The sequence below is a fragment of the Paenibacillus sp. FSL k6-2145 genome, assembly GCF_037976585.1.
Taxonomy (GTDB): domain Bacteria; phylum Bacillota; class Bacilli; order Paenibacillales; family Paenibacillaceae; genus Paenibacillus.
Genome location: NZ_CP150267.1, coordinates 6,447,193 through 6,473,266, shown reverse-complemented (window position 1 = coordinate 6,473,266; position 26,074 = coordinate 6,447,193). Strand labels below are relative to the sequence as shown.

Here is a 26,074-nt window from a genome sequence, read left to right as displayed (position 1 = left end):
TCATTCCTCCAAATAGGGATAGTGTGTGGTGTTGCAATTTGATTATAGAAAACGTGAAGAGGGGTCTGTGTGAGCCTGCTCACACCTTTTTTAATGTCATAGACTCGCCTTATTTAAGTCAGAATCCTGAGTGGAAAGAGTGCTATGGGCAAGCCAAAGCTAACAATATCCTGATACGTATAATGTTAATTGTGCATGCGAAAGAGACCTTAACAACGATTACGGGCGTTAAGGTCTTTGTGCACACACAGTTTAATGTAATAGCGTGGGAGAAAACAGTGTATCTGGGTGCAGGGTGGTCACGCATCCCTTTGTTGCTTCAAAGCATGCAAATCATGAATGATGATCCGGCTGCGATCCACTTCGAGCAAATTCTCTTTTGTAAGCTGGTTTAAAAGCCGATTCGCTGTTTCCCTTGTAGTTCCAATGGAGTTGGCAAACTCCTGGTGTGTCATGGGCAGGTTGATGATAATCTGGTCTCCATGCATTTGTCCGTGCTGCTCTGCGAGCATAAGAAGGAAGGAAAGCACACGATTGCGTACATCCTGACCAGAAAGCACCTGCAATTTATCCTGTAATTCTCTTATTTTGTCACCGAGAACACGCATAATTTTGATCGCAATGGAAGGTGTGCTCAGCATTAATCGTTCGAAAAGTCGGACAGGTATGGCTAGTAGTACGGTAGGGGTAATGGCTTCTGCGGTAGCCGGGTAAGGGTACGCATTAAAAAAGCCGGTGTGTGGAAACATATCTCCTGTTTTGAGGAAAGAGACGATCTGTTCATGCCCGTTCTCATCGGTTTTATAGGCCTTTACAATGCCCGTACGGATGAAAAAGACAGCTTCCTTTTCGCTTCCTTCGCTGAAAATAACTGATTTCTTCTGAATGCTTCTGGAAATGGCGATATCTTCGACTTGCTTTAATTCCTCGGGGCTAAGGTCCTGGAAGATGGGAAACTGTTGTAGAAACTCCGCTGTTGTATCTTTGTTTACCCTACTCATGAGAATCTCTCCTCTCTGTGTTCATATTTCTGAACGACGACATCATTGTATCATAGCGTGATTTTTGAACACATCAGGTGATATAGATCACCGTAAAGCCATATCACTGTTTTTGATTGCTCAACCAGGGTTAATGGAATGATAGAATATGATTGAACAAGAGAGGGGTCGGCCCGGATGTGGACTGCATTCATGTGGGGCGGCATCTCTGCCTCAGCGGTAGTCATTGGCGCACTCGCAGCATTGTTTCTGAAGATTCCCAAACGAGTCATTGGTTGGATTATGGCTTTTGGGACAGGAACATTAATTGGTGCAGCGACCTTTGAACTTCTCGGAGATGCGCTGAATGATGGAGGAATTATACCTACAGCCATTGGATTTACGGCGGGTGCTGTCGTGTACACCCTGTTTGACCTGCTCGTTTCTGCAAAGGGAGGGGCGGGGCGTAAACGATCGGCAAAGTCGGGAGACTCGAATCAAAGCGGGCTTGGAATCTTTGCAGGCACGGTAATGGATGCTATCCCGGAATCCATCATGCTTGGAGCCAGCTTGCTGGCCGGAAACGGTGTCAGTGTGGTTCTGGTAGTATCAATCTTTGTCAGCAACATTCCTGAAGGTCTGTCTAGTACGGTTGGACTACAAGGCAAGTACAGTCGTGGCAAAATCATATTGATGTGGCTGAGTGTACTGTTGATCTCCGCGCTTGCAGCACTGGGCGGATATCTGTTTCTGGAACAGCTTCCAGAGGAGATGGGTGCAGCGATTGGTGCATTTGCAGGTGGTGGAATCATTGCCATGATCTGCTCAACGATGATGCCGGAAGCCTTTGAAGAGGGTGGGCCTGTAGTGGGTTTGATTGCATCCATGGGATTGCTTGTGTCGCTGTTGCTCGATCTGTAGATGAGAGAATAAGCTTTCGATGCAGCTTTCTTTCAGAAAGCTTTAAGGCGCACGCTTCGCTTCCTCAGCTTATTTCTGTCCTTTCCGTTTTTGTGTAAATCTGAGTTGAATTTATATAAAAAGAGTATCCGAACAGAGTAGTTTCTGATCGGATACTCTTTTTTGCCAAAACAGCTTCCTCCGTATCCGCAAGCTTCCTTACGTAATTCATTGGCGTTGGACAGTCGGTTCCATTCTTTCCCTAAGCTGTTCCAGTTGAAGAATAAGAATGCAGTTCCCTGTAACCTGAAGAAGTCCCTGAGTTTGCATCATGGCGAGTTTACGACTAAGCGTCTCTGGTGTGATACCAAGCAATAGAGCCATATCTTTTTTGAAAACAGGCAAGCGGATCTCATGTTTTGCATGATTCCGGGTATGGAAGAACAACAGCAGCTTGGCAATCTTCTGTTCCGTTGTCATCGCACTAAGCGAGCTGTTCCATTCATCAGTTTCACGGAGAAGATTGGAAATGGCAAGCAGGAAATGATAAGCAAGCTTTGGATCATGTTTAAGCAACTGGTCGAAGTCATGTTTGTTGATGGAGCAGATGTTCGAAGGCTCCAGAACTTCAGCGTTTGCAGCATGTGGTTTTTGGTGTAACAGGGAATCTTGTCCGAAGAAATCTCCGGGAAACAGAAACCGCATAATATGTTCCTTGCCACTTTCATTGTATTTGGATAACTTCACACATCCCTGATGAACCACGTAAAGCGTATCTGAGCGTTCGCCCTCATGGACCACAACTTCACCTTTGTTATATTTGCGGGTATGCAAAAGGGAGATCAACAATTCAGCTTCGGATGGATCTAGATGCTGGAACAGAGATACTTTGGAGAAACAGGCATCATTGGGTTCGTGCTCACAGATCATCGTTTCATCACCTCGAAATTGTTCAGAATGGGTATAAACCATTATCTATTGTTATGTCTCAGTGAGACATTGCGGTTCCACCCTGATCAGTACCATCCTTGGTCACACGCAGAACAGCGGCAGCTCCTTTGGCTACATGGTTGAACTGATGGGTTACAATCGCATAATCACCTTCTTCGGTCACGGTAAACTCTACGACAGCTCCACCACTTGCGGGAAGCATGACGGTCTGTATTCCATACTGGATGTTGCGTGGATTTCCATCGGTATACACACGGTCCATAATTGTACCTACAACGTGGAAGGATGAGACTTCATTGGGTCCAGCATTACTGACATAGATCCGAACCGTATCTCCTACTTTGGCTAGCAGGGGATGTTTTACTAATCCATAATCATTGCCGTTAAATACGACATAATCCGGTTCTCCGTTCAAAAAAGCTTCGTAGTCGTGCTCCTTATACCATTCACTCTGAACAAGGATATACTCACGATCTACCAAGTGATCAGAAGGGTATCCAGCCTTGGGTTCCACAATAATCATGCCGTACATCCCGTTTGCGATATGGGCAAGGACCGGTTTGGTTCCACAGTGATACATGAATACACCGGGTGAGGAGGTTGGATAAGTGAAGGTGCCTTCCTCGCCTGGCATAACATCAATAAATTTGCTGCTTGGAGCAGCATGTACAGCGTGAAAATCCATGGAGTGAGGCAGGCTGGAATCTTTATTTTTCAACGTGAACACCAAGGTATCTCCCTCGGTCACTCGTAGGACGGGTCCGGGAACGGTCCCATTAAATGTCCAAGCGTTGTAGATCACACCTTCGGAGATTTCGATATCTGTAACTTGGGCCGTCATCTCAATATATACCGTAGTACCTTCTCTACGAATGATCGGGTCCAGCGGGGGTTGACTGACCGCAGAGAGGGAGACTTCATCGTGGTTAACAGGTTTAACCGTATCGGTTGAACTACAATGAGAGAGCGTTGCTGTGAATATAGCGAATACGAGTGACCATTTATATACATTCAGTAAGGAAAACATAGTTGCACAACCTTCACTCAAGTGATGTTTTTCACAATCTAAAAAGCAGGTTTTCTTTCATTTCAGTAGTTATTTAGTTATAGATTACGTTATTGAGGTGGGGACGGGTGTGATGAGGCACACACTTGGGTATGTCGTATTAGAGGTATTTCCAACAATCTGCCTTCAATTCTTGTGCTGAGGAACGGAGTTTCATATAATTTTAGAGAGATGGATTGGTAAATGTTGAGTATTTTGACGCCGTGTATATCGTAGTTTCAGAAGAAAGGTGGATACGGAATGAAACGTTTCGAAGATGAAGGTGCGTATAAGTACAGTTTCTATTCGGTACTTCGTCGGGGCGAGCGGGTTGATGTGAAATGTCCAAAATGCGGAGGACACGCATCTATTGAACAAGGTAAAGATCAACTGGGATGGAAATGTTTCGATTGTTACGCTCAAGCGCTTGAAGAACCGGTGTATCAATATAAGGCCAAGGGGAATTGTGCTGTATGTGAACGTTGGTTTAACGTGGAAGTCACAGACGGGAAGAAGACTTCTCACCGATCAACGCATGTGGAATGTCCGCATTGTGGTGCTGTTAATCAGGTTGAATTACATGCCAAATCGACATACGGAAGGTGTTTTTCCGAGATTCGTGCAGGGAAAGATCCTGTATTCGGGTTGGAGCTATACTTCCTGGATGAGTTCAGAGGAAAAATCATATGGGCTGTGAATCGGGAGCACCTGAATTATCTCATTGCTTATGTTTCCGCAGATCTGCGTGAGAAACCTGGAAATATGCCTTTAAGAACAGCTTCACATAGTATTCCGGCTTATATTAAGGATGCGAAGAACAGGGATATGGTTGTGCGTACACTGTCCAAGCTTCAGCATAAGACTGGATGAGACTGAAAGATAAGATGAAGCGTTAAAGCTGCAAGGGAGAGAAGACATGAAACTACGATTTAAACTTAGTATTTTTGCAATCATTCTGGGGATGTTGATGATTCCGGCTTATTTTATTTTACAGACTTATGGCATATTTCAAAAAGAGACAGTCTTATCTGACTATGCTCTCGCGGTTGATGTTAATGGTGAGTCCTATGGGGCTTGGCCGCTTATTAACAGTTTTGCAGCGATGGATAAACAAGAGGATAACCGTCAGTTTTATTACCGGATCGACATGAGTCATCTCCAATACCTGTTTAATCTGGCCTATCGGGAATATGAAGTGAAGCCCGGTGGGGACAATCCGTATCTGGATGGTACTGTAAACTATCAACATACGGATCACAACTATGTGCAGACTGAAAGAAAGTATGAGAACGCCAATGATTTTACAACGGTCTTAAATCTGTATGATCAGGATGGGCAGGTGATCTACACCTACGATAATACCGGCAAAGCGGATAACGAATTGGTGAAGTCCATCATTCATCAGGGAATGAGCCGTAATAGTGGCGGTAGTAGCGAAGCTGCCCGCGATCCGTATATCAATATTACGGCGTTATTTCGCGACAAGCTTAACATTGATGTGAAACTGACGGTGGATGAGGAACACAAAGTGGTTACCATTCGAATGAACAAATCGGAGGCGAGATGATGAATGCGTATGGTGTGCAACACGGACCTGCTTATCTGGAAGGTTTAACAAAGAAGGAAGAGGACATAAAGTCCGAGGAAGTGGAGTGGAAAGGCAAACTTCAAACGAGTGATGGTCATGATAAATTCCATATTTTTTATTATGGTGACTTGACGGATGATGATCTGATTACCTGGCATGATTCGACACCGCTTCTTGTATATGCGGAGCATACCGTCACGGGTGAACGCTACCTGATCATTGATGCCGCTAAGCACGGATATGATGCCATGTTATGTGAGACTTATTCGGAAGAAGCACTACATGACAGACCACTTCGCCCTTATCTGGATGTTGAAGGAGAGGACATCTTTGAGGTAGAGTTGACGGCCTACTACAATGTGCCTTGGGATGATGAGTTTGGCGAAGATGTAGATGAGCATGGTACGTATGAACTGATTACGGGAGAGCGCATGGATTTTGATCAGGTCAAACGTGATGGATATGATGCGTTCGCCATTCGTATTCTGAATCGTAAAGGGGTATGGACTGACATTGTACAGGAAGAACTGGCTTAGATCTGTATACGAATGAACCAAACTGAGATGGGAGATGTCGACAAATGTATATCGTATCCCGTGCACTTAAGCCGGTTCCAGCAGAGGAAATGGATCACTTTGAACAACAACACGCCATCTCGCTACCTTTGTCATACCGTACCTGGATTGAACAATACGGGGAAGGCACCTACACAGGCTGGATGAATGTGCAAAGACCGGACACGGAAGTGCTGAAGCCTTTTGTTGAATATGATTTTTGGATACATACGGATGAATCGCCTATATGTCAGCATCAACTTGCGCAGTGCATCACCATCGGCAGTTCTGTAGATGGAGATTTCCTTGCTGTTCATCCGGAAGTTGAGGGGCTGTTGTGGCTACCGCGTCATAATGAACATATCACCTTATGGGCATGCCCGAAGACTGAATTTGGCGTAACGCTGGACCGGATCTATTGTGGGTATTACCATCAGGATAAACCGATAACGCCACTTTATTTTGAACCGTGGAATGAGCTGCGTAAGCACGCATTTTATCATTTTACAGGGACGGGACAGGGAAGCTCCATGAAGGAACTGGCCGATACATGCAAAACGGAATTTAAGTGGGACGCTGTGTTGGAGAATGAGTACATGTGCAAGCTGTTTATGGCGTCGATGGGAGGATATGTACGTTTTAACTATGCAAATGGGAGAGAAGTTGCCCTGTTCTATGAAGAAAAAAACGGTGCGGAGGAGGCGACAGATAACGATATCAGTCTGTTTTTGCAGGCACATCATTGTACGGCATATGAATAGGGCTAGAGTGGAGGAGAACCTATGAGTTGGTTAAAAGAGGACATCGCGGAACAATGGCGTAATGAAGGCAAGCGTTATGCAAGGGATGTCAATGCATTTGTACGGAAAGGCATGGAGGGAGAGCAACCAGATGAATCCGAGCTGAAGGACGATTCCAGGAGCGATATGAGTACTGAAGTATTCCATATGGTGAGACAGGCCAATCTCCACGGTGACTTGGAGGTGCTTCGACGTGAGTTGCCAGCAGCGACGTGGCCATTGAGCGAGGCGTTTCAGGCTTCCATGCAAGCGGTCAATGTTGTAGGTTATCTGAACGAAGAGACGTGTGTGTGTAATACGGGTATCTTCACGGAGAATGGTCAGATCTATACGATGGATCAGCACGGATGGCAGTTGATTTCTCCGTATACTTTTGCAGGTTGCTCATCAGACGGATTGGACTATGCGCTTGCAGGACCGGAAGGGATTCGTATTATTCGTCAGCCAGATCGCAGGTTGGAAGGACAGGAGATAGCGACATATCGTTGGGAAGATATTCAATCCCGGATACAGTCTTCCTTACCTCGGATTGAATCACTTGCGGATTGTGAGCATCCCGAATGGACACTTGAAGGACTTATACCTATGGATGAAGGCAAAGCACTACTCATCCATTCACGATACGGGATATATCTCGTCACACAGGCTCAGGTGACCTTGCTTCATCCCGATCTGGCAGAGATCGAAGAGTATGAGCTAGAGGATACACAGTTAGACATGGGACATGCAGTGGTATCCCGGGATGGTCGATGGATAGCATATGGTAGCCAAGGGAGCAATCATATGGTGATGGACCGCCAACTGAACAAGACATACTCTCTCTATCCAGAATCGAGCTACCCTCATTATGCAGCATTCACCAGTGAAAACCAAACCGTCTGGTTTAACGCATGTCATTTCTATAACGGGGTAACGATACAGGTTCCGCTGGAATCTATCGCAGGTAACGAAACGAAGGAAGATTGGCCGGTCATGGATGAGAATGCACGAGTGTATGCAGCGGTGGAAATAGAGGCGGGAATGGTGCTTGGGGATGCATATGGTTATCTGTATTGTGTGAATGGCGAGGGTGAGGAAGTATGGCGTCATTTTGTAGGCAGTACGATCTATTCTCTCGCTGTATCCCCTGAGCAGTCCAAGCTAGCAGTAGGTACCTATGGCGGCATGTTGCACGTGCTCGATCTCCGTTCCAAAGAAATGGACGAGTACGGGATCGGTACAGGCAGCCTTCGTGAGTTGGAGAGGTATGTATTGTGGCGTGGAGAAGAACCTCTGCGCTGGTAAGTTCATATTACAATCTGCAAAGGGGTGAAGGAATGGAACGTGAAGAGGCTGTAACGTTATTAAAATGTCATTCCTTTTCCTATGATGATCTGAGTCATCCCAAGATGGAGAACGGTTTTATTGGCAGTCTGCGGCCCTTTCGTGGCCATTTAATTGAGGAGAATTTTCATGAGTTGATGGAGATACTGCGGGTACTGGCATCAGAACTTGCACGGCCTTCACTGGATCGGGAAGTCATGGCATGTCTATGGGGAATTACTCATATGGCACGCGCCTGGGCCGTTGAACCTGAGGGTATGCTTCGCAGCAACAACCTCATCTCGGACGAACAGGTGGCGTTGATGGAACAATGGCTTAATTTGTTATCTTACGCAGTCATGGTTCTGATTGAAGGCGGCGGAGAGGAAGAAGCATTTTGGGAATATCATCAATATCTACAAGAAGAGAAGGGCTGAGATAGGGAGGTGTGGTCAGCGTGGAGCGGAATGTATCATTAAACGTGTTAATGGACGAGCTGAATCACTTGTTAGATGAGAGAATACAGGATCAAGAGATTCGGCAATTGTTCGAAGAATATCAACATCGGGAAGGTGCATCCGAGGAAAGTTTGGATCTATTCGAAAAGGAGTATGGCGTCCGGCTGCCTGGCGATTTTCGTACCTTTTACCAAAGCAAAGATGGCAGTGGTTACGGGTTACATGTGCTGTACCCAGGTGATGCCGAGGGTGGGCGTTGTACACCTTTTTATCTGATGTCATTGGAAGAGATTCGAGAGACCAAACAATACTTCTGTGAAGTAGATGAGAAGCTTGAAGAGTATTATTCTGCCGAAGAGATTAGCCAGTTGGACCTGGAGATCAAGCCATACCTGTTCCATAAACCATGGATTCCTTTTGCAACGATCGCGGGAGGTTCACTGTATCTGATGCTCGATTTCGATCCAACGGAGGAAGGGACGTATGGGCAGATTATCATGTACGTGCACGATCCAGACTTTGTTTATTACCTTACACCTACCTTCACGGTTCTCCTCAGCATGTCGAACTGTAATCTGAAGATGATGGATGAGATCACGTATTAAATCCTGAACGATTAGATAATTCCTTAATAACAAAGAAGCTGCTGAAGCAGCTTCTTTATCTGATTGAACCTGAATTTTGGATACGTCTCATGATTACCACTGGAAGAAACGATGTCCGTGAAATCCTCCGCCGCCTGGAGATCCTCCATGTCCACCTGGACCACCCGGACCGCCAGGTCCACCTCCGTGAGGTCCACCGGGATAGCCACCTCCCGGGAAATGACCAGGGTGTCCACCGGGGTAACCACCGCCGGGATATCCACCATGCCACCAAGGACCACCGATCGGATATGGCAGTGGAACAGGAACGATGGGCGGGTATGGATAGGGATAAGGGTACGGGTACGGTGGCGGTGGTGGATAATAAGGGTAAGGATAACCCGCAGGTTGCGGGGATGATACTGAACCAGGGCCGTATGCCATGTAACAAGCCTCCAATAACTGGATTGATGATATCAGCCTATGCCACAGTGGTTTCAGATGATACAACAGATTAAAGATTAATGAATATAGTGCCATGAGGGGTGAACATATGGTAGCCGTAGCTTTTCACACGGATCCAAAAGGAACGGCCTATGAACTGTTGATTGACGAATTGATCGAGAAGACAGACCGGTTTATGCTGGTTGATAGACAAAGGTACGAAGAGAACGAGATACCGGAAGTGTTTCGTGTGTTAGAGAGATTGAAACCCTATCTTGTGGAACGTGCTACGATGGAAGAGATGATGCTGAAAAGCGGAGCCTATTATTCCGAAGGCACCTATTATACATATCGCTGTACACCGGAATCGGGTCAAGTGCTCAAAGAAGAAGCTAATCGTTTTCATGATTGGTGTTACCCGGCATTGCCGGACGATCTTTGTTTTATAACAGAAGACGGAAATGATTATTTTTTCTCTGTTGCCCATGAACATATGTACGGCATGAGGATTACATACAAAGAAGCGAGTGAACTTATGGAGCGGATTCCGGGGTTGTTCTTTGAATTGGACCGTCATAAGGAAATTGATCATCTTCTGGACGATGCGATCAGGCATCAGACCGATAAGCTGGATATCAGCTTACACGGTTTAAGTGAGCTTCCCGAACGAATTCGGGAGTTGAAGCACTTGAAGGAGCTGACGATTTTTGAGCAGAATCTGTACTCGCTCCCTGCAAGTCTTTTCGAACTGACTTCATTGGAAAGATTGGTCATTACAACGCTGGATCTGGAGCGTCTTCCGGCAGAGATCGGGAAACTCAAGCAACTTCAAGAGTTAAGAATTTATTGTGGCAGCCCTTTTGAATCTGTACCTGGTTGGAGGCCCAGACCACAATCTGAATTGGGACTAAATTGCATCCCGCCTGAGATTGGTGAATTAAGTGAACTGAAGTATCTGGAGATAGTATATTCTGGTATACGTGAACTCCCTCCGGAGCTGGAAAAACTGAAGAATCTGCGTGCTTTACTGGTAACGAATGCACTGATTGAGGGAACTCCGGATGTTGTCACAAGAATGCACTGGCTGGAGTATGTAGACTTAATGAATATTCCATTTGGTACACATTGGGAAGAAGTCTGGGAAATGAAAAAGAACATGTAATGAATAGAGCCCTGCTCGGGATGTCCGAGTCAGGGATATTTGTTATGGGATGAAAATTGGTGGAAATGTCACGTATCTGGGCGCTGGGCATAAGCTGGCATATAGGTTATGACCTAAACCGAGAGCGAAGGGCAGGCGTTTTATTTTGGCAACCTCATACATGGATTACACTTTACCAACCACCGAATTTACTTACGATTTGAGCAATAACCCGTTATTCAAGAAGGATGAGAACAACTATATTAACTCTCTTTCCATCAAGCAGTTAAACACACTGGGCAATGCTTCTTTACTGGATATTTTCCTCAACACGGGCAATGTGGTTGAACCACATACGCATCAGAATGCAACGGAGTTGGTATACTGCATCAGCGGTGCGGCAGTTGTTTCCCTCATTAATCCGTTTACCAACGAGCTGCTTCATTTCCCGATTACTCCGGGGCAGGTGGCTAACGTTCCTCAAGGCTGGTGGCACTATGAAGTGGCTACTGCAGATCATACACACTTACTGGCAGTTTTTGATGCTCCTGTTCCTGAGGCGATATTTGGCTCAGACACCTTACGTCTTACACCTGCAAAACTTTTGGCTTATACGTACTGTCTGGACGAGAAAAAAGTTCAAGAAGCGCTGGCTCCGATCCAAAAAACAGTGATCATTGGCCCGCCGGCAGATTGCCAAACTTCAACTGCTCCCGCCTCTAACAGTGCTCCAAATGTGAATCATCAGCCTTACGTAATGCCTAATGTACAACCCAATGTACAGCCAAACATGCAACCAAACATGCAACCCAATGTACAACCAAACATGCAGCCCAACACACAGCCAAACATGCAACCTTACGTGAACCGTCTTCCGTACTGGGGCACTTGGGTTGATCCACGTATTATCCATGAGCCGGGCTGTCCGTATTATAGAGAGCTTCCTGTGAATACTAATAATCAAGAGGAAAGATGAACTTTATTTGCTGAGGTTATCTAATACACATAGGTATTTCAGTTAAATTAGGTATAGCAAAAGAAGCGTTCGCAAAAGAACGCTTCTTTTGTTGATTAAAGGTGTCTTCAAACCTGCTGAAAGCCGATACATACCTGAACGTGTCCGAAGCATGGAGTGCTAACGAATCGTAGGCGTCTTAATCAAGGATTTGAGGCGTGCTCAGAAATCTAAAGAATCTGAGACACGTTATATCAGAATAAACAGCCGTATGAAGTGTTTTTATCGGGGGATTTTGGGAAGTAAAGTGTCTGATGTTCCTTACAATTTTAAATGAGGACCTAGAGGCCAAATAAGATGTCCTGAGTTCCTAAGAAAATTTTCAACCCATTCCCCAGAGACCGCAGGATAGTACTTCAAGACTTTTTAGGCGCTGAGATCCATCATCGATAGATTGCCTGAGGTTGAAGACACACCCTAGTATTTATATGATTTAATTTACGATGTGTAATTTCGTCCCAAGCCAAGCTCCGTTAATAATTGACGATAAGCAATCGAAGTACGGTCAGCGGGAATATGGGCTTCGGCATGCAGATCAAGGGGCAGATCCTCCGGTTTCTGTGACTCGACCATCTCGCGGTCTTCTTCAAAGACCTGCAAGTTGAACTTGATTGTGTCTTCAATCGGAGCGTCTTTGTCAAAGTTGCGTGTGATTGGACAGAATAGACGTGTATAACGGGCAGAGATCGGTGAAGCACAATTCAGAATATTCAGCTTGTCGTCTCCTGGGAAATGTACCGTAAGAGAGGCCACAAAAGGTGGGAACACTCGAAACTCGCGCAACCATTGGAAACCTTCAGGTGCAACAAGATCTTGCCCTTTGCCATAGTTACTCACCGTACTCCAATACTCGGCCAGTAACTCATTACCTTCGCGTTTCACTTTGTATTGGGGGACTTCTGTGTTGTTTCGGTCACCAAACGTTTCGGTATGCACATAGGCAAAATGGGATACATCCAGGAAACCCTCCATTTGTCGTCCAGAGGAACCAGCAATGTCAAAGTTGGGTGGCAAAATATTGATATAATCCGGATCATCCCAACCAGGGAAGGAGGGGATCTGTTCTTCCATTCCTGCCAGTGTAGTCCATATTAAGCCATAACGTTCAACTGCCGGGTACACGATAAGTTTGAGCTTAGGCGAGATCTTGGAACTTGGGTGCGCAGGTACGGCGGTACATTTGCCTTCGCAATTATATCGAAAACCGTGATAAGGGCAGACAATCTCGCCATTTTCTACCCAGCCTTTGCTAAGTGGAGCCCCGCGGTGAAAACAAAGATCCTTGGCTACCACAACCTGATCATTACTGCGATAGAGAACCAGCTTCACATCGAGTAATTGAGCAGCAAGTGGTTTGTCTGTTACTTCGGTTGCTTGGGCTATCGGATACCAATATTGGGATAAAACATGCCAGTCTTCAGCGGTGAACGTACAGCCTCTAGGCAATTCGGACGTCACATTACGGTTTGCATTGGAAGTTATCATAGGAAACACTCCTTGCCGATATGAATAAACGATTCTCTTTTTGTGTTAGAAAAGTTAACTTGATTAGCCGTATGTTACTACTCCTTTGGTCAAAGTATCAATATATCCAACCTACTTTTGGTTGAAATCACAAACAGATCAGTAAAAAACGTACATAGATACGGAAAAACGCGGATTTTTCTTACGTTAGATGTTAATTTTATAGAATGAGGACAGACATTCAGTATGTTATTTATTTCCATTACTGATTATCAACTCCATGGAGGTTGTCCTGCCATCAGAATTTGCAGTGTGAATATTCGTTAGTTGAGCAACCATTCTTGTGGGTATAAAAAGATTTTCGCAAAGAATGTCACAGATTCCGGCCGTCGTTTGTCTTCAGTATGTAAACCAAATGACGGAGGCGAATGAAAAATGAATTTAAGAACGAATTACAGAGTAGCTAGTCCAGGTGCTTTTAAAGCGATGATGGCAATGGAGCAATATATATCCGGCCAATTTGAAAATAAAGTATTGTATGAGTTGTTAAAAATCCGCGTGTCCCAGATCAATGGCTGCGCCTTTTGTCTCGATATGCATGCCAAAGATCTGATGAAACTGGGAGATTATGCGGATCATATTTTATTGCTGAGTGTGTGGCGTGAAGTGGCTTTCTTCACGGATCAAGAACGTGTTATGCTGGAGCTGGCTGAAGCGGTGACCCGAATCTCGGAACACGGTGTACCACTTGCGTTGTACGATAAGGTTCGTGAACATTTCAGTGAATCCGAACTGGTGGATCTGATCCTGGCCATTAACACGATTAACAATTGGAACCGGATTGCGATTACAACAGGGATGTATCCGGGTTGCTTTAAATAAAATACATGCACCATGCCAGAGGGGGCCATTCTTATGAATTCCAATCTCCACGCCAATGAGCCAGATGTGTCTTCTCTGGATGTTGGTGAGTTGTATATTCGTTATAAAAAATATGCATTTTCAATAGCTTACCGCATGCTGGGCAGTGTGGTAGAAGCTGAAGATATTGTGCAAGATTGCTTTGCGGGGATTCAGAGCACGTCTGCTCAGGATATTCGTAATCCCAAGTCCTACATCGCCAGATTGGTTGTGAACCGAAGCTTGAATCTGCTAAATTCCGCCCGTAATCAGCGGGAAAGTTATGTTGGTGAGTGGTTGCCAGAGCCGATGGGTGACAGTGAAGAGTCGAACATGCCAGAGGAAACGATGGAGAAAAAAGAACTGATCTCCTATGCCTATCTGGTCATGTTGGAGCGTCTATCACCCATGGAACGCGCTGTTTTTGTACTTCGTGAAGCGTTCCGATATGATTATTCCGAAATAGCGGATTGGCTGGGCAAAACGGAGAGTAACTGCCGTCAAATCTTTAGCCGCGCCAGACGGAACTTGCCTGAAAGACTTCCGCCGATCGAGCAAAGTGATGCAGATATGATAGCTAAAGGTGAATTGCTGAGCCGTTTTACATCGGCTTTCCTTCGTTATGACGTCTCTGCCATGCTGGAGTTACTGGCAGATCAGCCTGTATTTACAGCAGATGGCGGTGGCGTTGTGCATACGGTTATGAGAACAATGAACGTTCACAAAGGTGTGCTTGCACTCCTGACCTCACGGCGAGTCCTTACGCGATTGCGTGAAAGAGAATGGGTGCCCATGTGGATCAATGGCGAGCTTCAACTTGCGTTGATGAAAGAAGGACAATTGTCCGAGGTACTCTGTTTGGAGTTGGACGCTTCTGGAGAGCGGATTGAGGGCGTGTATCTCGTCGTAAATCCGAACAAACTTACATCAATAGACACTTCAACTCTTTGATCCAAACGTAAGGAGTTGAAATGAAAAAAAAGCGGCACCCTCTGTCACGAGGATTGCCGCTTTTTTTTCATTTACATTTTGTTATTCAGCATCCAATTACTCCGGAGCAAATTGTTGTTGAACATTTTCGATGATTGCTCTGACTTCAGGTGTAAGCTCATCATTGTTCTGATTGAGGACCAGCAAAATCTTTTCCATAGTGTCCAGAATAACACTCTCTGTATTGGGCTCCCGCTTAGCCAAAGCTTTCTCGTAAGCCTTTTTCACCTCAGGGTCTATGGTGCGGATTTCTTCGTTGTCCGTGTACCAATCATATGCAGGTGTATTGTCACTTCCGTAAAACAGGTAATCCACAGATATCCACTGCTTCACTGCAGATGTACGATTGGAATTCGGAAAATTGTTCAAAAAGGCTTCTTTCTCCAATGTACGCTGAATTAATTCATTCCAGGAGATGATAATGCCACCATCTGAAGTCGTCATTTGGTTGGACTCGGTAGCCATAATATCAATGTACGCAGCAATATCAGCCTTTACAAAAGGCTTGAACTTTTGGTATATCTCATAATTGATGATGGGGTAATACAAGCCTTCACTGGTTTCCAGTTTGAACCCGAGATCAGATGCTTCCTGCAGAAGTTTCTTCGCTTTCGGATCTTTAATTTCTTTGAGCAGACGACTATATGTAAGCTTCTGTTCGTAACCAAGTTGTTCATGGGCTTGAGATATGGCCTGTTGAAATTGTTCCGTATACATTTGGTGATCCACATCAGCCAGCTTTACGTTCTGCATGTTCTCCAATTGCAGCGTCATTAGTGTGGCCTGCCAAGGGCTGGCTTTATCGATATGATTCATCAGGTATTTACGTGCTTTAATCAGACTTTCTGTGGACTTCACTGCTTCTGTTCGATAGGTTTGGAATTGATGATACACCGCTTTGGAAGCGGGGACAGGTGCAGCCAGTGTTGTTGAGGTCGTCAGTGTTGAGCCAATGGCAGTACAGCCAAGAGCCATAGCCAGGAAACCAAGTTTAACAGGTTGCTTCCATCTCATTTGTATACCTCCCCATTAATGAAGAAAAGCCATTTGAATTTTCTTATAACCGCATTTCACCGTATTTTATATGTATGATCCGTATGTTGAATATGTAAGTTCTGTCTTTGATTAAACCAGTTTCTGGTAAGCGAATCAAGTGTCTTCAGTAGGAAAAAGATTACATAATTAAAGAACAGCCCCTTAAACCCGAAAGGGTTAAAGAGACTGTTGTAGGTATTCGGACTTTATTTTCTAATTAATGAAGTGGTTTATTGCTATTAGGCATCTGAGGTGCTCCGGTTGCTGGAATGTATGCCTGAAGCATCTGCTGTGTATCACTTGGAGTGAGTTGAGGTACTTGGTAATAGGCGTTTTTATTCTGGAACATGAAAATTTCATAGGCCATCTCGATAAAATGCTGGATCTGAGAAGCGATGACTCGGCGAACCGTTCCATTTGTGATCTCGCTACAGGACATGCCGAGCAGACTCGCATGTGATTTGATCAGTCCCAGCATATGACCGCTGATTCCGGCATCCTTTACATCGGCCAAGCTCTGGTTTGGTTTTTTCGGTGCTGATGGCTTAAGGCCATATACCGGTGGTACCATGTTGGGGATCATATAGGTAGCTGTCTCTTGATGAGGCTTCTGTCCGGATGCAAAACACTCTGCTGTCAGATTGTACTGGGATAATATGAAGTTGTATTGCCGGTCCAGAATGCCAATCAGTTCCTGGCTCTGTACAAATGTACGAAAGATCATGTATTGATCCAGTACGTTAATGGTGGAGGACAGAATCTCGTGCACGTCGAACATCTCATGGCCGCCATGATTCATGTTAGGGGTGACATTTGGATTAGCATTCAATGTGGGTTGTACTACATTCTGAGGGTTCATGGAATTTGGATTCATTGTAAATTTGATTCTCCTTTGGTAAATGGTATGATTCTATATAAGTTGAACGAAAGAATATTTACACTTGCCACTCCGATGACAGAACAACCTTCCGATCGCTGTTATCCCCAGATTTTTAATTCAATTTTACAAAGGTGAAAATCCGGTGATAAATGCGAACGCTTCGCTTCTTCAGGTTCTTTCTGTCCTCTGCGTTCTCGTGCCAATGTATAGTTCAACTTCTATAGTATGCTTGGAAAGTAGTAAACTTATGTAATGTGTTAGGAGTATACGCACAAATAGGAATAGGCATGGTGGTGGTTAAAGATGGAAGAGACCGATTGGGGTGTAGCAAAGGATTTGTTCGTCAAACATTACGGGAGCGCTATACAGATGCATCGAGAAGGGGTGTATGCAGAATATAAGCGATGGGACGTACCCCAAGAGCTAGAGGAACAATGGATAGGGGAGCGAATTCAACAATTAAGTTCCGAGCTGTCTATCATGAATTGGGATGCGGTGGATGAACTTGCGTTGATTGCCAAACATCGGACAGAACCATCAATTATTATGGAAATTACAGCATTTGCTTCAAGACAATTGAAGAGTGCGGACAGTATGGTTCGTCTCGTGTACGCTGAACGTCTGATTGAGCTCATTAAACGGTATGAATCTTCTCTGCCGATGGACAAGTTACGGGAAACCTATCAATTGACGATGGACTTGCTGGTTGATGTGGCGATTAAACCGTTGGTGCTTGATCCAGGCCATGAATTACAGCAGTATGGATTAAAGGATAAACGTGGATTGAATTTGCGTGTTGAAAAGAATAAGGAAGAAATCATCCGCTATTTTCGAAACTAATTGAATTTTACCAAGTGAGGTCAGAATCATTGAGAAAACTGAATTATATTCACATATTTATTTTCCTTAGTGTGGTTACAATAGTAACGCTTAGTTTGTACTATGTAGCCGCAGATTGGCTGGATCAGCGTTATTTCCGCTTCCTGATCTGGAATCTGTTCTTGGGCTGGATTCCTTTTGTGTTCTCTTATGCAGCCTATCTTCTAAGTGATGTGAAATGGAAAGGTGCCGCATGGCTTGCAGTCGCAAGTGGACTGCTGTGGTTGTTATTTTTCCCGAACTCTTCTTACATTGTTACGGATTTGGTTCATCTGACAGCGAGAAGTACCCGGTATTATGGTGGGAACGGAGTGGACTACACGTATTGGTACGACTTGAGTGTTGTATTAATGTTTGTCTGGACTGGACTTCTACTTGGATTCCTGTCGATGTATCAGCTTCAGGAAGTGATCTATCACCGTATTGGACGCGGGGCATCCTGGATCTTTGTACTGGCAGGTTGTGCTTTGGGAAGTTACGGGGTATTGCTTGGCCGTGTATATCGACTGAATAGCTGGGATGCACTGACGAATCGCGAGACGCTGATTGAACTGATGCACGAAAGTGTAAGCCGTCCGTCTCTGGCGTTTTGCCTGTTTTTTGGCACGTTTATCACTACCATCTATGCCACATTGTATTATCTGATCAATACGAGGTCTCCCCGTGAAATGAAGAAGAGTGCAGGAAGTCCCGAGTCTGACCTGCAAGCGTTACGCTAATTCATGTTTTCTTAAGGCCGAACTCATTAGATCTAATCTTAATGTACATTGCTTGAAGGGCTGTTCCAAGTCATACCCATGGCTATCGGAACAGCCCTTTAACATTGGATCGAGCGCAGGATGTTCTGAAGAAAAATATCTCTACTTATCAGAGATTAGCTCAAGGATTGTTTTCACAACCAGTTCAGGTTCATCGTGAATAATCATATGCCCACTGCGGGTGGCCACAATGAGCTGACTATCCTTCGATATATTCAACATGTTCCGTTGCCCCGATTGCCATATGGATTCGAGCTTATGCCCAATGTCAACCGAAATCCCTGCACTAGCATAGTCTTGAGGACGTCCGCGTGCAATGATACGTACAGGGATTGATCCAAGACTTTGGCCACGAATGGCATCTTCTGTTGAATGGGCGTGGAGGGCTTCTTCTTCTTTGGCGTGAAAATAGGAAGGGGTAGCAATCACATTAATAAAAGTATCCCGATCTTGCTTGGCAACCAGACCATCAAGCATAAAGTCTGGAAATAATCTGAAAGCTCCAGATACCTTCAGTAAAGATAACAAGGAGGCAGGCGGGTTTCCCTGAAACTGAGCCTGTTCCAACAAAACCTTTGTATTCCGTTCATCATCCTCAGGTCTCGCATCAATGAGGACAAGGCTCTGAACCTCATTTGTATAGGTCTGTGCAAAGAGTCTAGCATACATACCCCCAAGGGAATGACCTACCATAATGTAAGGGCCGCGGATATTCTCTTTCTCCAGAGCTGCATGTAAATCTTTGACGATATTTGCACCTGTACGTTCTGTGGGTGCAGATTCACTCCAAGCATATCCTGCACGATCATACGTGACAACCGTTGCATGTTGGGCTAGTTCCACAGGAATGTCTCTCCACGACAAACTGGTTTCACCACTTCCAGCCTCCATGAGTATGGTCGGTGAACCATTGCCTTGTTTATGAATGTGTAGTTGGTAACCGCCGACTTGAACTAACGTACCTGGAGGTGGAAAGTCCTTTTTGGCCTGCGACGAAGCAAACCACTCATAGAGGAATGCGGCACCTACCAGTAGTAGCATTGTGCAGAATAACCTTATTATGAAGGTGAAAACTCTGAATTTCTTGCGTGTTGAGGCTGGGGTAGTTGTATGCATGATCTTATGAATTCCTCTCCTACAGCTGTTTTTATATTTTAATACAATGTATTAAAAAGATTATAGCACAGTGTATTACAAAAAGAGAAGTTTGTTGTATAATGTTGTCATGCCAAAAATCGTAGATCATGAAGCTCAAAGGAAAATCGTTGCTGATGCAGCAATCCGGGTCATTCAAGTGCATGGACTGGAGCATGCTACAGTTCGGAATATAGCGAAGGAAGCGGGACTATCTGTAGGTTCCATGCGTCATTATTTCGCCACACAGGCTGAATTGTTCACCTTTTGTATGAACCTTTTTGCAGAACGGGTACAGAGAAGGGTGGAGGCGTTACAGATGAGTGGATCTGTACTGCAGGATATGAAGAATCTGCTCTTGCAATTTCTCCCGTTGGATGAAGACAGAATGATGGAAATGGAGGTCTGGTTTTCGTTTACAGCCAAATTATTGGTGTACCCCGAATTAAAAAAGTTAAGTGATCAGATGCATCAGGGGATGTATCGGTCGGTTCAATGGGTAATACAGGAGTTGCAGAAGCAGGGGATGACACATCCTGAACTGGATGCTGAGATGGAGATAGAGAAGTTATACGCTCTTGTGGATGGACTCGCCATTCATATGTTAATACAGCCAGATAGACTTACAGTAAAACGAGTGGAACAAGTGATTGAACAGCATTTGAGCATGCTTTGTCAAACTTAATCTTACGTTGTCTGAAGAAGGGTTATTTCCTTTTATAAGGGAGTAATCCTTCTTTTTATGCAAAATTGGCAGGTATGCAGGAGATGACGAAGAATTAAGAATGAGAATGTAATGAATACATAGACAAGTAGGTGAACAACAAAATGTTGAATGCAGTAGAGCTGACAACAAAAGTAGAAGAAGTCATGGAACGCGTGAATTTTTCGGGTGTTGTATTACTCCAGCAAGCCGGGAAAACCCTTTTGAATATGAAACGTGGTTATGCGAATCGTAGTGAAGAGCTTGCTAATCAGGTGGACACACGCTTTGGAATTGCATCAGGATGTAAGATCTTCACGGCAGTGAGTATATGCCAACTAATTGAAGCGGGTAAATTGTCTACTGATTCCAAGCTGAACGATGTGTTGGATGTGGAGTTTCCACTGTGGGACGAAGGGATTACCATCCAGCAGTTGTTAACACACACGTCAGGCATTCCGGATTATTTCGATGAAGATGTGATGGAAGACTTTTCAGCATTGTGGAAAGACAGACCGGTTTACGCGATGCGGCGATTAAGTGACTTTCTGCCCATGTTTCAGCATATGCCAATGAAGTTTGCTCCGGGTGAACGTTTTCACTACAACAATGCGGGTTTCATTGTGCTGGGGCTTATCGTGGAACAGCATTCAGGACGGTCGTTTACAGATTATGTGGAAGAGCACATTTTCAAAAGTTGTGGCATGAAGGACTCCGGTTATTTCGTAACAGATCAGCTTCCGCGCAACACAGCCTTAGGGTATATCGATCATGAAGATGGCTCCTGGAACACCAATATGTTCTCCATTCCTGTCAAAGGTGGATCAGATGGTGGAGCCTATGTTACGGCACCGGATATGATTCGATTTTGGGAGGCTTTGCTGGGTCACCAATTGTTGAATGCAGAGACAACACGGCAGTTATTAACTCCACATGTCCATCAAGAGGATGAAGAGTACTATGGGCAGGGGATCTGGATTGACCGCAAGGGGGAAGAGATTTTTAAATTTCATGTCATGGGGTTTGATCCAGGGGTGTCGTTCATGTCTTCCGTGTATCCGGACTATGATCTGCAACTGGTTGTGATCTCTAATCAAGAGTCTGGTCCGTATCCAATAACGATTGCCATCGAAGAAGCTTTGGCATGACAAATAAACCCTCAGCCTATGGGCTAGTTATGCCTACATAAGGTTGGGGGTTCATTGGTCGGACAGGATAGAAGGACAGCTGCGTTTATAACATTTTCCATAGCTCAGGGGCGATTAAACGAGGGAAAACATCCAGCGGAGGTTTCTCTTTCTTTCGTTTGTCATTGGTTAACACCGTAACAAGTTCCAGCTCTGGGACAATGTATACATACTGACCACCAAACCCTCGTGCGTAATAATAATGGAGATTGGGTTGGTCGTCTTCAGCAGCAATATCTTCGGCGGCAGACTTTTCATTTGGATAAACATCCACCCACCAATGCCAAGCATAACTGCCGTGATTTGGTGGAGTGACCGTAATGAAAGGCTGCGTAGAATGGGTGACAAGATCACTTGAAATGAGAGACTGTCCTTCCCACATTCCTTGTTGTAGAAAGAGCTGACCGAATTTCAGCAGATCTACGGGTAACATCTTAAGACCGAATCCGCCAGTATGAACACCTTGTGGGTCGCTTTCCCATTCATAATCTTTAATTCCCAGCGGGCCAAAAAGATAATGTTCTGCAAACTCGGCTACGTTCATACCTGCATTTTGCATCAGGATGGCGGATAGGATCTGTGATACTCCGGAGTTGTATTCCATGTATGTACTCGGTTCATGACTTAGGCGCTGTTCCAACGCAAAATTCACCCAATGATCGGTGCGAGTCATGCGAGGGAATGAATTCTGCCCGCCGAACTCGTCCCAGTTGAATCCGGCTGTCATGGTAAGCAGTTGTTCCAGCGTGATCGAAGGTTTACGAGGATCAGGATCAGATGTCAACTGTGGGAAAAAGGTGGAGATTGGGGCTGATGCCTCTGGCAACAAGCCTTTATCCATTGCTATACAGATGAGTGCGGATAGCACACTCTTGGTACATGAATTGATTTTTGCAATATCAGTCGCAGCCTCTTGGTTGCGGTAGTGTTCGAACATGTTCTCACTGCTTACGCTGACGAGGCAGCTTCGCAGATCCAGCGGTGGAATGATATGATCTAACTTGGATGACAGTGATGAAGGATTCATAGTGTCCTTTCTGTACGGTTGATTTGTTATAGGATTTTGTAGAAATAGGTGTCCATTATCTTAGCATACTCCCTAGGTAGGGCTCAACCAGCGCTACATTATTATGTCAAAGCAAGCATGTAAAATGCGATTTTCGATGTAAGCAACTTAAAACGGTTCAGAATGGATACGAGAAAGGATCAAGCCTGAGATTCCTATGGAGTCAGGCTTTTATCTCCTCAATTTAGAATCTAAAAGTCCCTCAAACGATCAAATACGTCATATAATCCTGCGTGTGCTGCCTAGATGTGGTTCAATAATGAAACGTTTCGAATTTATATTTATAAATGATCCATAATATAATCAATATTTGTAAGCGTTTTATTTTCCTGTTTACGGAAATGGGAAATTTATGATAACATATACACGAAACGTTTCGAATCCATTTGAAGGGAGAAAATTATGAAAAAAGTAAGACAATTCAGCTTCATTTTAACTTTTTGTCTGTTAGCTAATCTAGCTTTAACTCCTATGGCTTCAGCAGGTGACTCAAACAATGGATTTCGAGCAGAATTGAAAGCGATTGCATATAAGACTTATACGTTTTTTGAGGACTATACGGATCAGAACACTGGCTTGACTTATGATGAAGTACGGCATACTGAAAACGGGATAGAAGAAGCTAAACGTACCTCGCCCACAAATATCGCAATGTATATGATGAGCACCGTTTCAGCGCAACAATTGGGCATTATTTCAAAGAAAGAAGCTGTACAACGCCTGCAAACGACTATACATTCCCTCGAAAAGTTAGAAAAGTGGAACGGCCTATTTTATAACTGGTATAACACGGATGACGGTTCAGTGAAGAAAGATTGGGGACAATTTATTTCCCAAGTCGATAATGGCTGGTTATCCGCTGGTTTAATTGTTGTTGGGCAAGCCTATGAAGAACTTCATGGGGAAACAAGCAAGCTGGTTAAAAATATGAATTATACTCCGCTATATGATCCTGAAGTCGGCCAATTCCGCGGAGGTTATGATGTGGCTAAAGGCGCGCTGACGGACCACCATTATGGAATGTTTTATACGGAACCACGTGTAGGCAGCTATATTGCCATTGGGAAAGGTGATGTTCCCCAAGATCATTGGTGGAAGATGTATCGCACATTACCTCAAGAATGGGATTGGCAAGCTCAGATTCCTCAAGGCAAATCCGTTAAGTACGATGGAGTGGATGTGTTTGAAGGAAGTTATGTATACAAGGACAAAAAGTTCGTGCCAAGCTGGGGAGGCAGTATGTTTGAAGCTCTTATGCCCGGTATGGTCATAAAGGAAAAAGAGCTGGGTACTCAAGCTTTGGGATTGAACAACCAGCGTCATGTCGAATTGCAAATCGAATATGCCAAAGAAAAAGGGTATGCGGCATGGGGCTTTTCACCTTCTGCAACTCCGACAGGTTACAGTGAGTTTGCAGCAACGCCGTTAGGTACCTCAGGTTATAAAGACGGAGCAAAGGTAACAGCACACGCAACATTCCTGGCCTTGGATTATGCCCCTGAAGCTGTTCGAAAGAACATTAAAGCTTTAAAGAACTTTAAAATGTTTGGCAAATATGGGTTCTATGACTCAGTCAATGTTGAAACGGGAGAACTTGCAAAAGCTTATCTGGCCCTGGATCAAGGGATGATTATGGTATCGATTGCCAACTACCTTCAAGATGGCGTTATCCGCGATTATTTTCACAGTGATGTGATAGGGCAGACGCCAGAAGAATTATTAAAAAAAGAAGTGTTTTCTATTCAATGAAGGGGAGAAAAAATTGCCATATCGATTGTTTAAACGGAACGAAGCAGCGTGTTTTCTGCTTCGTTCCATTTGCGTTTGTCGAACCCTCTCTTAGGTACAGCTCGAGGTGTTCAGGCTGGGTGAAAGGAGTGGTTTTTCTCATGAATGATGCAATGACTTAGAGTTGTATTGGTAGTTATCAAGATCCTATAGAGAAGATTTCTTCTTCGAATTTAATACCTCAAATGCCTCTGTCAAAAAATCCATGGTATGCTTAGGTATCAACGACTCATAGGGTTTTACGTTTTTATAAAGTTCTTCGTTCTTTTCTTCGTCATGGAGAATCAGGTGATTTAATTGGGTATTTGCAATGATATCCTTCAACTGTTGCTGTATGGAAGGATGATCTGGTTTAAGATCGTGTATGGTAGCTCGATGGACAAGCAATACCAAATTGAATAATTGTTCATCCAAGTAAGTTTGCTTAGAGATATCCTCTGGGAACACCTTCTCAATAATATCCGTAGAAACATACTTTTGAAGCAGCTTTTTTTGGTCCTCCTCAACACGCATCGAGTTCATAAGTAGCATGAGCAATTCTGAGTTTAATTCATTGAATTCATCTTTTTCCTTTAACAGTTTTATTCGTTTAATTAATGCTAAAGAACAATCAATAGCTTTTCTCCTATGTTTAAGCGATTGTTCTTGAACTCTAATTATTTCATCAAAAGAATATTGCGGATTATCCAAGCTTGCTTTAATCTCGTTTAATGAAAGTCCTAGACTCTGCAATAATTGAATTTCATGCAGCCTTTTAAAATCCTCATTTATATATACATGATGATCATTTTCGTTCTTTTGTGAGGGAACCAATATGCCAAGTTGTCGATAATGTCTTAACGTACGAACTGTTGTGCCCGCCAGCTTTGCAAATTTACTCACTGTTAATTGCATCTAACGTCCCTCTTTTCAAATAATCAGTTCTTGTATTTTCGTGCCAGAATAATTCCAATAGAAATATTATAAATGACATGTGCAAGGATTGGGGGAATTAACGACCCCGTAAAATAAAAGAGTAGTGCAAAAATCAAACCATTTACAAACACAACTATAAGGACACCCGCAGCTCCTCTATATTGAGGAACGTGTATTATCCAAAATAGAAAAGTGCTTATTAGAATGACGAGCCAATCCAGGAACAAAGAATATCCAATAAATAATCCGATCAGGACACCTCTAAAAAAGAATTCTTCAAATAAACCACCTATCGCCGTTAAAGCTATACCACTTGGTCTGATCATTATTTTTTTAATCATATCTGATCCCTCGGTTTTAGGGAGTTCTGCTCTTGTTCTGATAAATGTAATTAGAACAATCGTAGTAATAAAAAAACTAAAAATAAGACCGATGATGATTGCGGATAATATACTAATCTCGTTTGGCATGAATAAGGAAGCTATAAATGGTAATATTCCTCCCCACTTAAAAAAACAATAAAAATAAATCCAATAAATAGAAAAGCTGATTGTGTTAGTAATGCGATCAATAGTATTTTGTAATGTTCCTTTGTATGGGTCTCAGACATAAT

28 protein-coding genes are annotated in these 26,074 nt (G+C 44.0%); 17 read left to right on the top strand and 11 right to left on the bottom strand.

All coding sequences use genetic code 11. The features are described from left to right. Positions 1-299: 299 nt before the first annotated feature. On the bottom strand, positions 300-1,001 hold the full coding sequence (locus tag NZ043_RS28585) for a Crp/Fnr family transcriptional regulator (protein ID WP_133385287.1): 702 nt from the start codon (positions 999-1,001) through the stop codon (positions 300-302). A 177-nt stretch (positions 1,002-1,178) separates the two neighbouring features. On the opposite strand from NZ043_RS28585, the gene NZ043_RS28580 reads away from it, so the two are divergent. Further along, a complete protein-coding gene (locus NZ043_RS28580; protein WP_133385286.1) occupies positions 1,179-1,901 on the top strand; it encodes a ZIP family metal transporter in 723 nt (240 codons plus the stop codon). A 207-nt stretch (positions 1,902-2,108) separates the two neighbouring features. Here the strand turns inward: NZ043_RS28580 and NZ043_RS28575 are convergent, their stop codons facing one another. Beyond that, a complete protein-coding gene (locus NZ043_RS28575; protein WP_165980210.1) occupies positions 2,109-2,810 on the bottom strand; it encodes a Crp/Fnr family transcriptional regulator in 702 nt (233 codons plus the stop codon). A gap of 58 nt (positions 2,811-2,868) precedes the next feature. Continuing rightward, entirely contained in the window at positions 2,869-3,858 is a 990-nt protein-coding gene (locus tag NZ043_RS28570) for a multicopper oxidase domain-containing protein (RefSeq protein ID WP_133385284.1), read from the bottom strand. A 279-nt stretch (positions 3,859-4,137) separates the two neighbouring features. Here NZ043_RS28570 and NZ043_RS28565 point away from each other — a divergent pair, with 279 nt between their 5' ends. The 7 genes from NZ043_RS28565 to NZ043_RS28535 are packed head-to-tail and all read left to right on the top strand — an operon-like array spanning position 4,138 to position 9,183. Continuing rightward, positions 4,138-4,746, top strand: coding sequence for a hypothetical protein (locus NZ043_RS28565; protein ID WP_133385283.1), 609 nt, complete (start codon positions 4,138-4,140; stop codon positions 4,744-4,746). 46 nt (positions 4,747-4,792) lie between these two features. Continuing rightward, complete coding sequence (locus NZ043_RS28560) at positions 4,793-5,443, top strand: hypothetical protein (protein ID WP_091029063.1); 651 nt, start codon at positions 4,793-4,795, stop codon at positions 5,441-5,443. Beyond that, entirely contained in the window at positions 5,440-6,000 is a 561-nt protein-coding gene (locus NZ043_RS28555; protein WP_091029065.1) for a hypothetical protein, read from the top strand. The genes NZ043_RS28560 and NZ043_RS28555 overlap by 4 nt, the downstream gene beginning before the upstream one ends. A gap of 44 nt (positions 6,001-6,044) precedes the next feature. Next, the gene (locus tag NZ043_RS28550) at positions 6,045-6,779 is read left to right on the top strand and encodes a hypothetical protein (RefSeq protein ID WP_091029067.1); all 735 of its coding nucleotides are present in this window, start codon (positions 6,045-6,047) and stop codon (positions 6,777-6,779) included. Positions 6,780-6,800: 21 nt separating this feature from the next. Further along, complete coding sequence (locus NZ043_RS28545; RefSeq protein WP_133385282.1) at positions 6,801-8,102, top strand: hypothetical protein; 1,302 nt, start codon at positions 6,801-6,803, stop codon at positions 8,100-8,102. 32 nt (positions 8,103-8,134) lie between these two features. Next, on the top strand, positions 8,135-8,557 hold the full coding sequence (locus NZ043_RS28540) for a hypothetical protein (RefSeq protein ID WP_133385995.1): 423 nt from the start codon (positions 8,135-8,137) through the stop codon (positions 8,555-8,557). A 20-nt stretch (positions 8,558-8,577) separates the two neighbouring features. Then, a complete protein-coding gene (locus tag NZ043_RS28535) occupies positions 8,578-9,183 on the top strand; it encodes an SMI1/KNR4 family protein (RefSeq protein WP_240768049.1) in 606 nt (201 codons plus the stop codon). Positions 9,184-9,276: 93 nt separating this feature from the next. On the opposite strand, the gene NZ043_RS28530 is transcribed toward NZ043_RS28535, so the two are convergent. Continuing rightward, positions 9,277-9,606 carry a hypothetical protein gene (locus NZ043_RS28530; protein WP_176872598.1) on the bottom strand — a complete coding sequence of 110 codons (330 nt, stop codon included), beginning with the start codon at positions 9,604-9,606 and terminating at the stop codon, positions 9,277-9,279. A 109-nt stretch (positions 9,607-9,715) separates the two neighbouring features. Here NZ043_RS28530 and NZ043_RS28525 point away from each other — a divergent pair, with 109 nt between their 5' ends. Together NZ043_RS28525 and NZ043_RS28520 are read left to right on the top strand one after the other, a co-directional pair. Beyond that, positions 9,716-10,768: a leucine-rich repeat domain-containing protein gene (locus NZ043_RS28525; protein WP_091029076.1), complete on the top strand. Its 1,053-nt coding sequence runs from the start codon at positions 9,716-9,718 to the stop codon at positions 10,766-10,768. Between the two features lie 145 nt (positions 10,769-10,913). After that, entirely contained in the window at positions 10,914-11,723 is an 810-nt protein-coding gene (locus NZ043_RS28520) for a cupin domain-containing protein (protein ID WP_133385281.1), read from the top strand. Positions 11,724-12,200: 477 nt separating this feature from the next. On the opposite strand, the gene NZ043_RS28515 is transcribed toward NZ043_RS28520, so the two are convergent. Beyond that, positions 12,201-13,247 (bottom strand): aromatic ring-hydroxylating dioxygenase subunit alpha, encoded by a 1,047-nt coding sequence (locus tag NZ043_RS28515; RefSeq protein ID WP_133385280.1) that lies wholly within the window; start codon positions 13,245-13,247, stop codon positions 12,201-12,203. Between the two features lie 414 nt (positions 13,248-13,661). Here NZ043_RS28515 and NZ043_RS28510 point away from each other — a divergent pair, with 414 nt between their 5' ends. Continuing rightward, positions 13,662-14,108 carry a carboxymuconolactone decarboxylase family protein gene (locus NZ043_RS28510; protein ID WP_091029083.1) on the top strand — a complete coding sequence of 149 codons (447 nt, stop codon included), beginning with the start codon at positions 13,662-13,664 and terminating at the stop codon, positions 14,106-14,108. Between the two features lie 33 nt (positions 14,109-14,141). Beyond that, positions 14,142-15,077 carry a sigma-70 family RNA polymerase sigma factor gene (locus NZ043_RS28505; RefSeq protein WP_133385279.1) on the top strand — a complete coding sequence of 312 codons (936 nt, stop codon included), beginning with the start codon at positions 14,142-14,144 and terminating at the stop codon, positions 15,075-15,077. Positions 15,078-15,173: 96 nt separating this feature from the next. Here the strand turns inward: NZ043_RS28505 and NZ043_RS28500 are convergent, their stop codons facing one another. Beyond that, positions 15,174-16,130 carry a hypothetical protein gene (locus tag NZ043_RS28500; protein ID WP_133385278.1) on the bottom strand — a complete coding sequence of 319 codons (957 nt, stop codon included), beginning with the start codon at positions 16,128-16,130 and terminating at the stop codon, positions 15,174-15,176. A 238-nt stretch (positions 16,131-16,368) separates the two neighbouring features. After that, the gene (locus tag NZ043_RS28495; RefSeq protein ID WP_223200002.1) at positions 16,369-16,950 is read right to left on the bottom strand and encodes a spore coat protein; all 582 of its coding nucleotides are present in this window, start codon (positions 16,948-16,950) and stop codon (positions 16,369-16,371) included. Between the two features lie 384 nt (positions 16,951-17,334). Here NZ043_RS28495 and NZ043_RS28490 point away from each other — a divergent pair, with 384 nt between their 5' ends. Continuing rightward, a complete protein-coding gene (locus tag NZ043_RS28490) occupies positions 17,335-17,871 on the top strand; it encodes a hypothetical protein (protein ID WP_133385277.1) in 537 nt (178 codons plus the stop codon). A gap of 29 nt (positions 17,872-17,900) precedes the next feature. Next, the gene (locus NZ043_RS28485; protein ID WP_133385276.1) at positions 17,901-18,629 is read left to right on the top strand and encodes a DUF1361 domain-containing protein; all 729 of its coding nucleotides are present in this window, start codon (positions 17,901-17,903) and stop codon (positions 18,627-18,629) included. A gap of 141 nt (positions 18,630-18,770) precedes the next feature. Here the strand turns inward: NZ043_RS28485 and NZ043_RS28480 are convergent, their stop codons facing one another. Further along, the gene (locus tag NZ043_RS28480) at positions 18,771-19,709 is read right to left on the bottom strand and encodes an alpha/beta hydrolase (protein ID WP_133385275.1); all 939 of its coding nucleotides are present in this window, start codon (positions 19,707-19,709) and stop codon (positions 18,771-18,773) included. Between the two features lie 169 nt (positions 19,710-19,878). On the opposite strand from NZ043_RS28480, the gene NZ043_RS28475 reads away from it, so the two are divergent. Both NZ043_RS28475 and NZ043_RS28470 read left to right on the top strand, forming a co-directional pair. Beyond that, positions 19,879-20,487, top strand: a complete 609-nt coding sequence (locus tag NZ043_RS28475) for a TetR/AcrR family transcriptional regulator (protein WP_133385274.1) — start codon at positions 19,879-19,881, stop codon at positions 20,485-20,487. Positions 20,488-20,630: 143 nt separating this feature from the next. Next, on the top strand, positions 20,631-21,653 hold the full coding sequence (locus NZ043_RS28470) for a serine hydrolase (RefSeq protein ID WP_339309885.1): 1,023 nt from the start codon (positions 20,631-20,633) through the stop codon (positions 21,651-21,653). An 85-nt stretch (positions 21,654-21,738) separates the two neighbouring features. On the opposite strand, the gene NZ043_RS28465 is transcribed toward NZ043_RS28470, so the two are convergent. Beyond that, positions 21,739-22,719, bottom strand: a complete 981-nt coding sequence (locus tag NZ043_RS28465) for a serine hydrolase (RefSeq protein WP_339309884.1) — start codon at positions 22,717-22,719, stop codon at positions 21,739-21,741. A 441-nt stretch (positions 22,720-23,160) separates the two neighbouring features. Here NZ043_RS28465 and NZ043_RS28460 point away from each other — a divergent pair, with 441 nt between their 5' ends. Further along, positions 23,161-24,507: a glucoamylase family protein gene (locus NZ043_RS28460; RefSeq protein ID WP_339309883.1), complete on the top strand. Its 1,347-nt coding sequence runs from the start codon at positions 23,161-23,163 to the stop codon at positions 24,505-24,507. A 186-nt stretch (positions 24,508-24,693) separates the two neighbouring features. On the opposite strand, the gene NZ043_RS28455 is transcribed toward NZ043_RS28460, so the two are convergent. Together NZ043_RS28455 and NZ043_RS28450 are read right to left on the bottom strand one after the other, a co-directional pair. After that, positions 24,694-25,440, bottom strand: a complete 747-nt coding sequence (locus NZ043_RS28455) for a MerR family transcriptional regulator (protein ID WP_339309882.1) — start codon at positions 25,438-25,440, stop codon at positions 24,694-24,696. 23 nt (positions 25,441-25,463) lie between these two features. Then, a complete protein-coding gene (locus tag NZ043_RS28450) occupies positions 25,464-25,802 on the bottom strand; it encodes a CPBP family intramembrane glutamic endopeptidase (RefSeq protein ID WP_339309881.1) in 339 nt (112 codons plus the stop codon). Positions 25,803-26,074 lie beyond the last annotated feature (272 nt).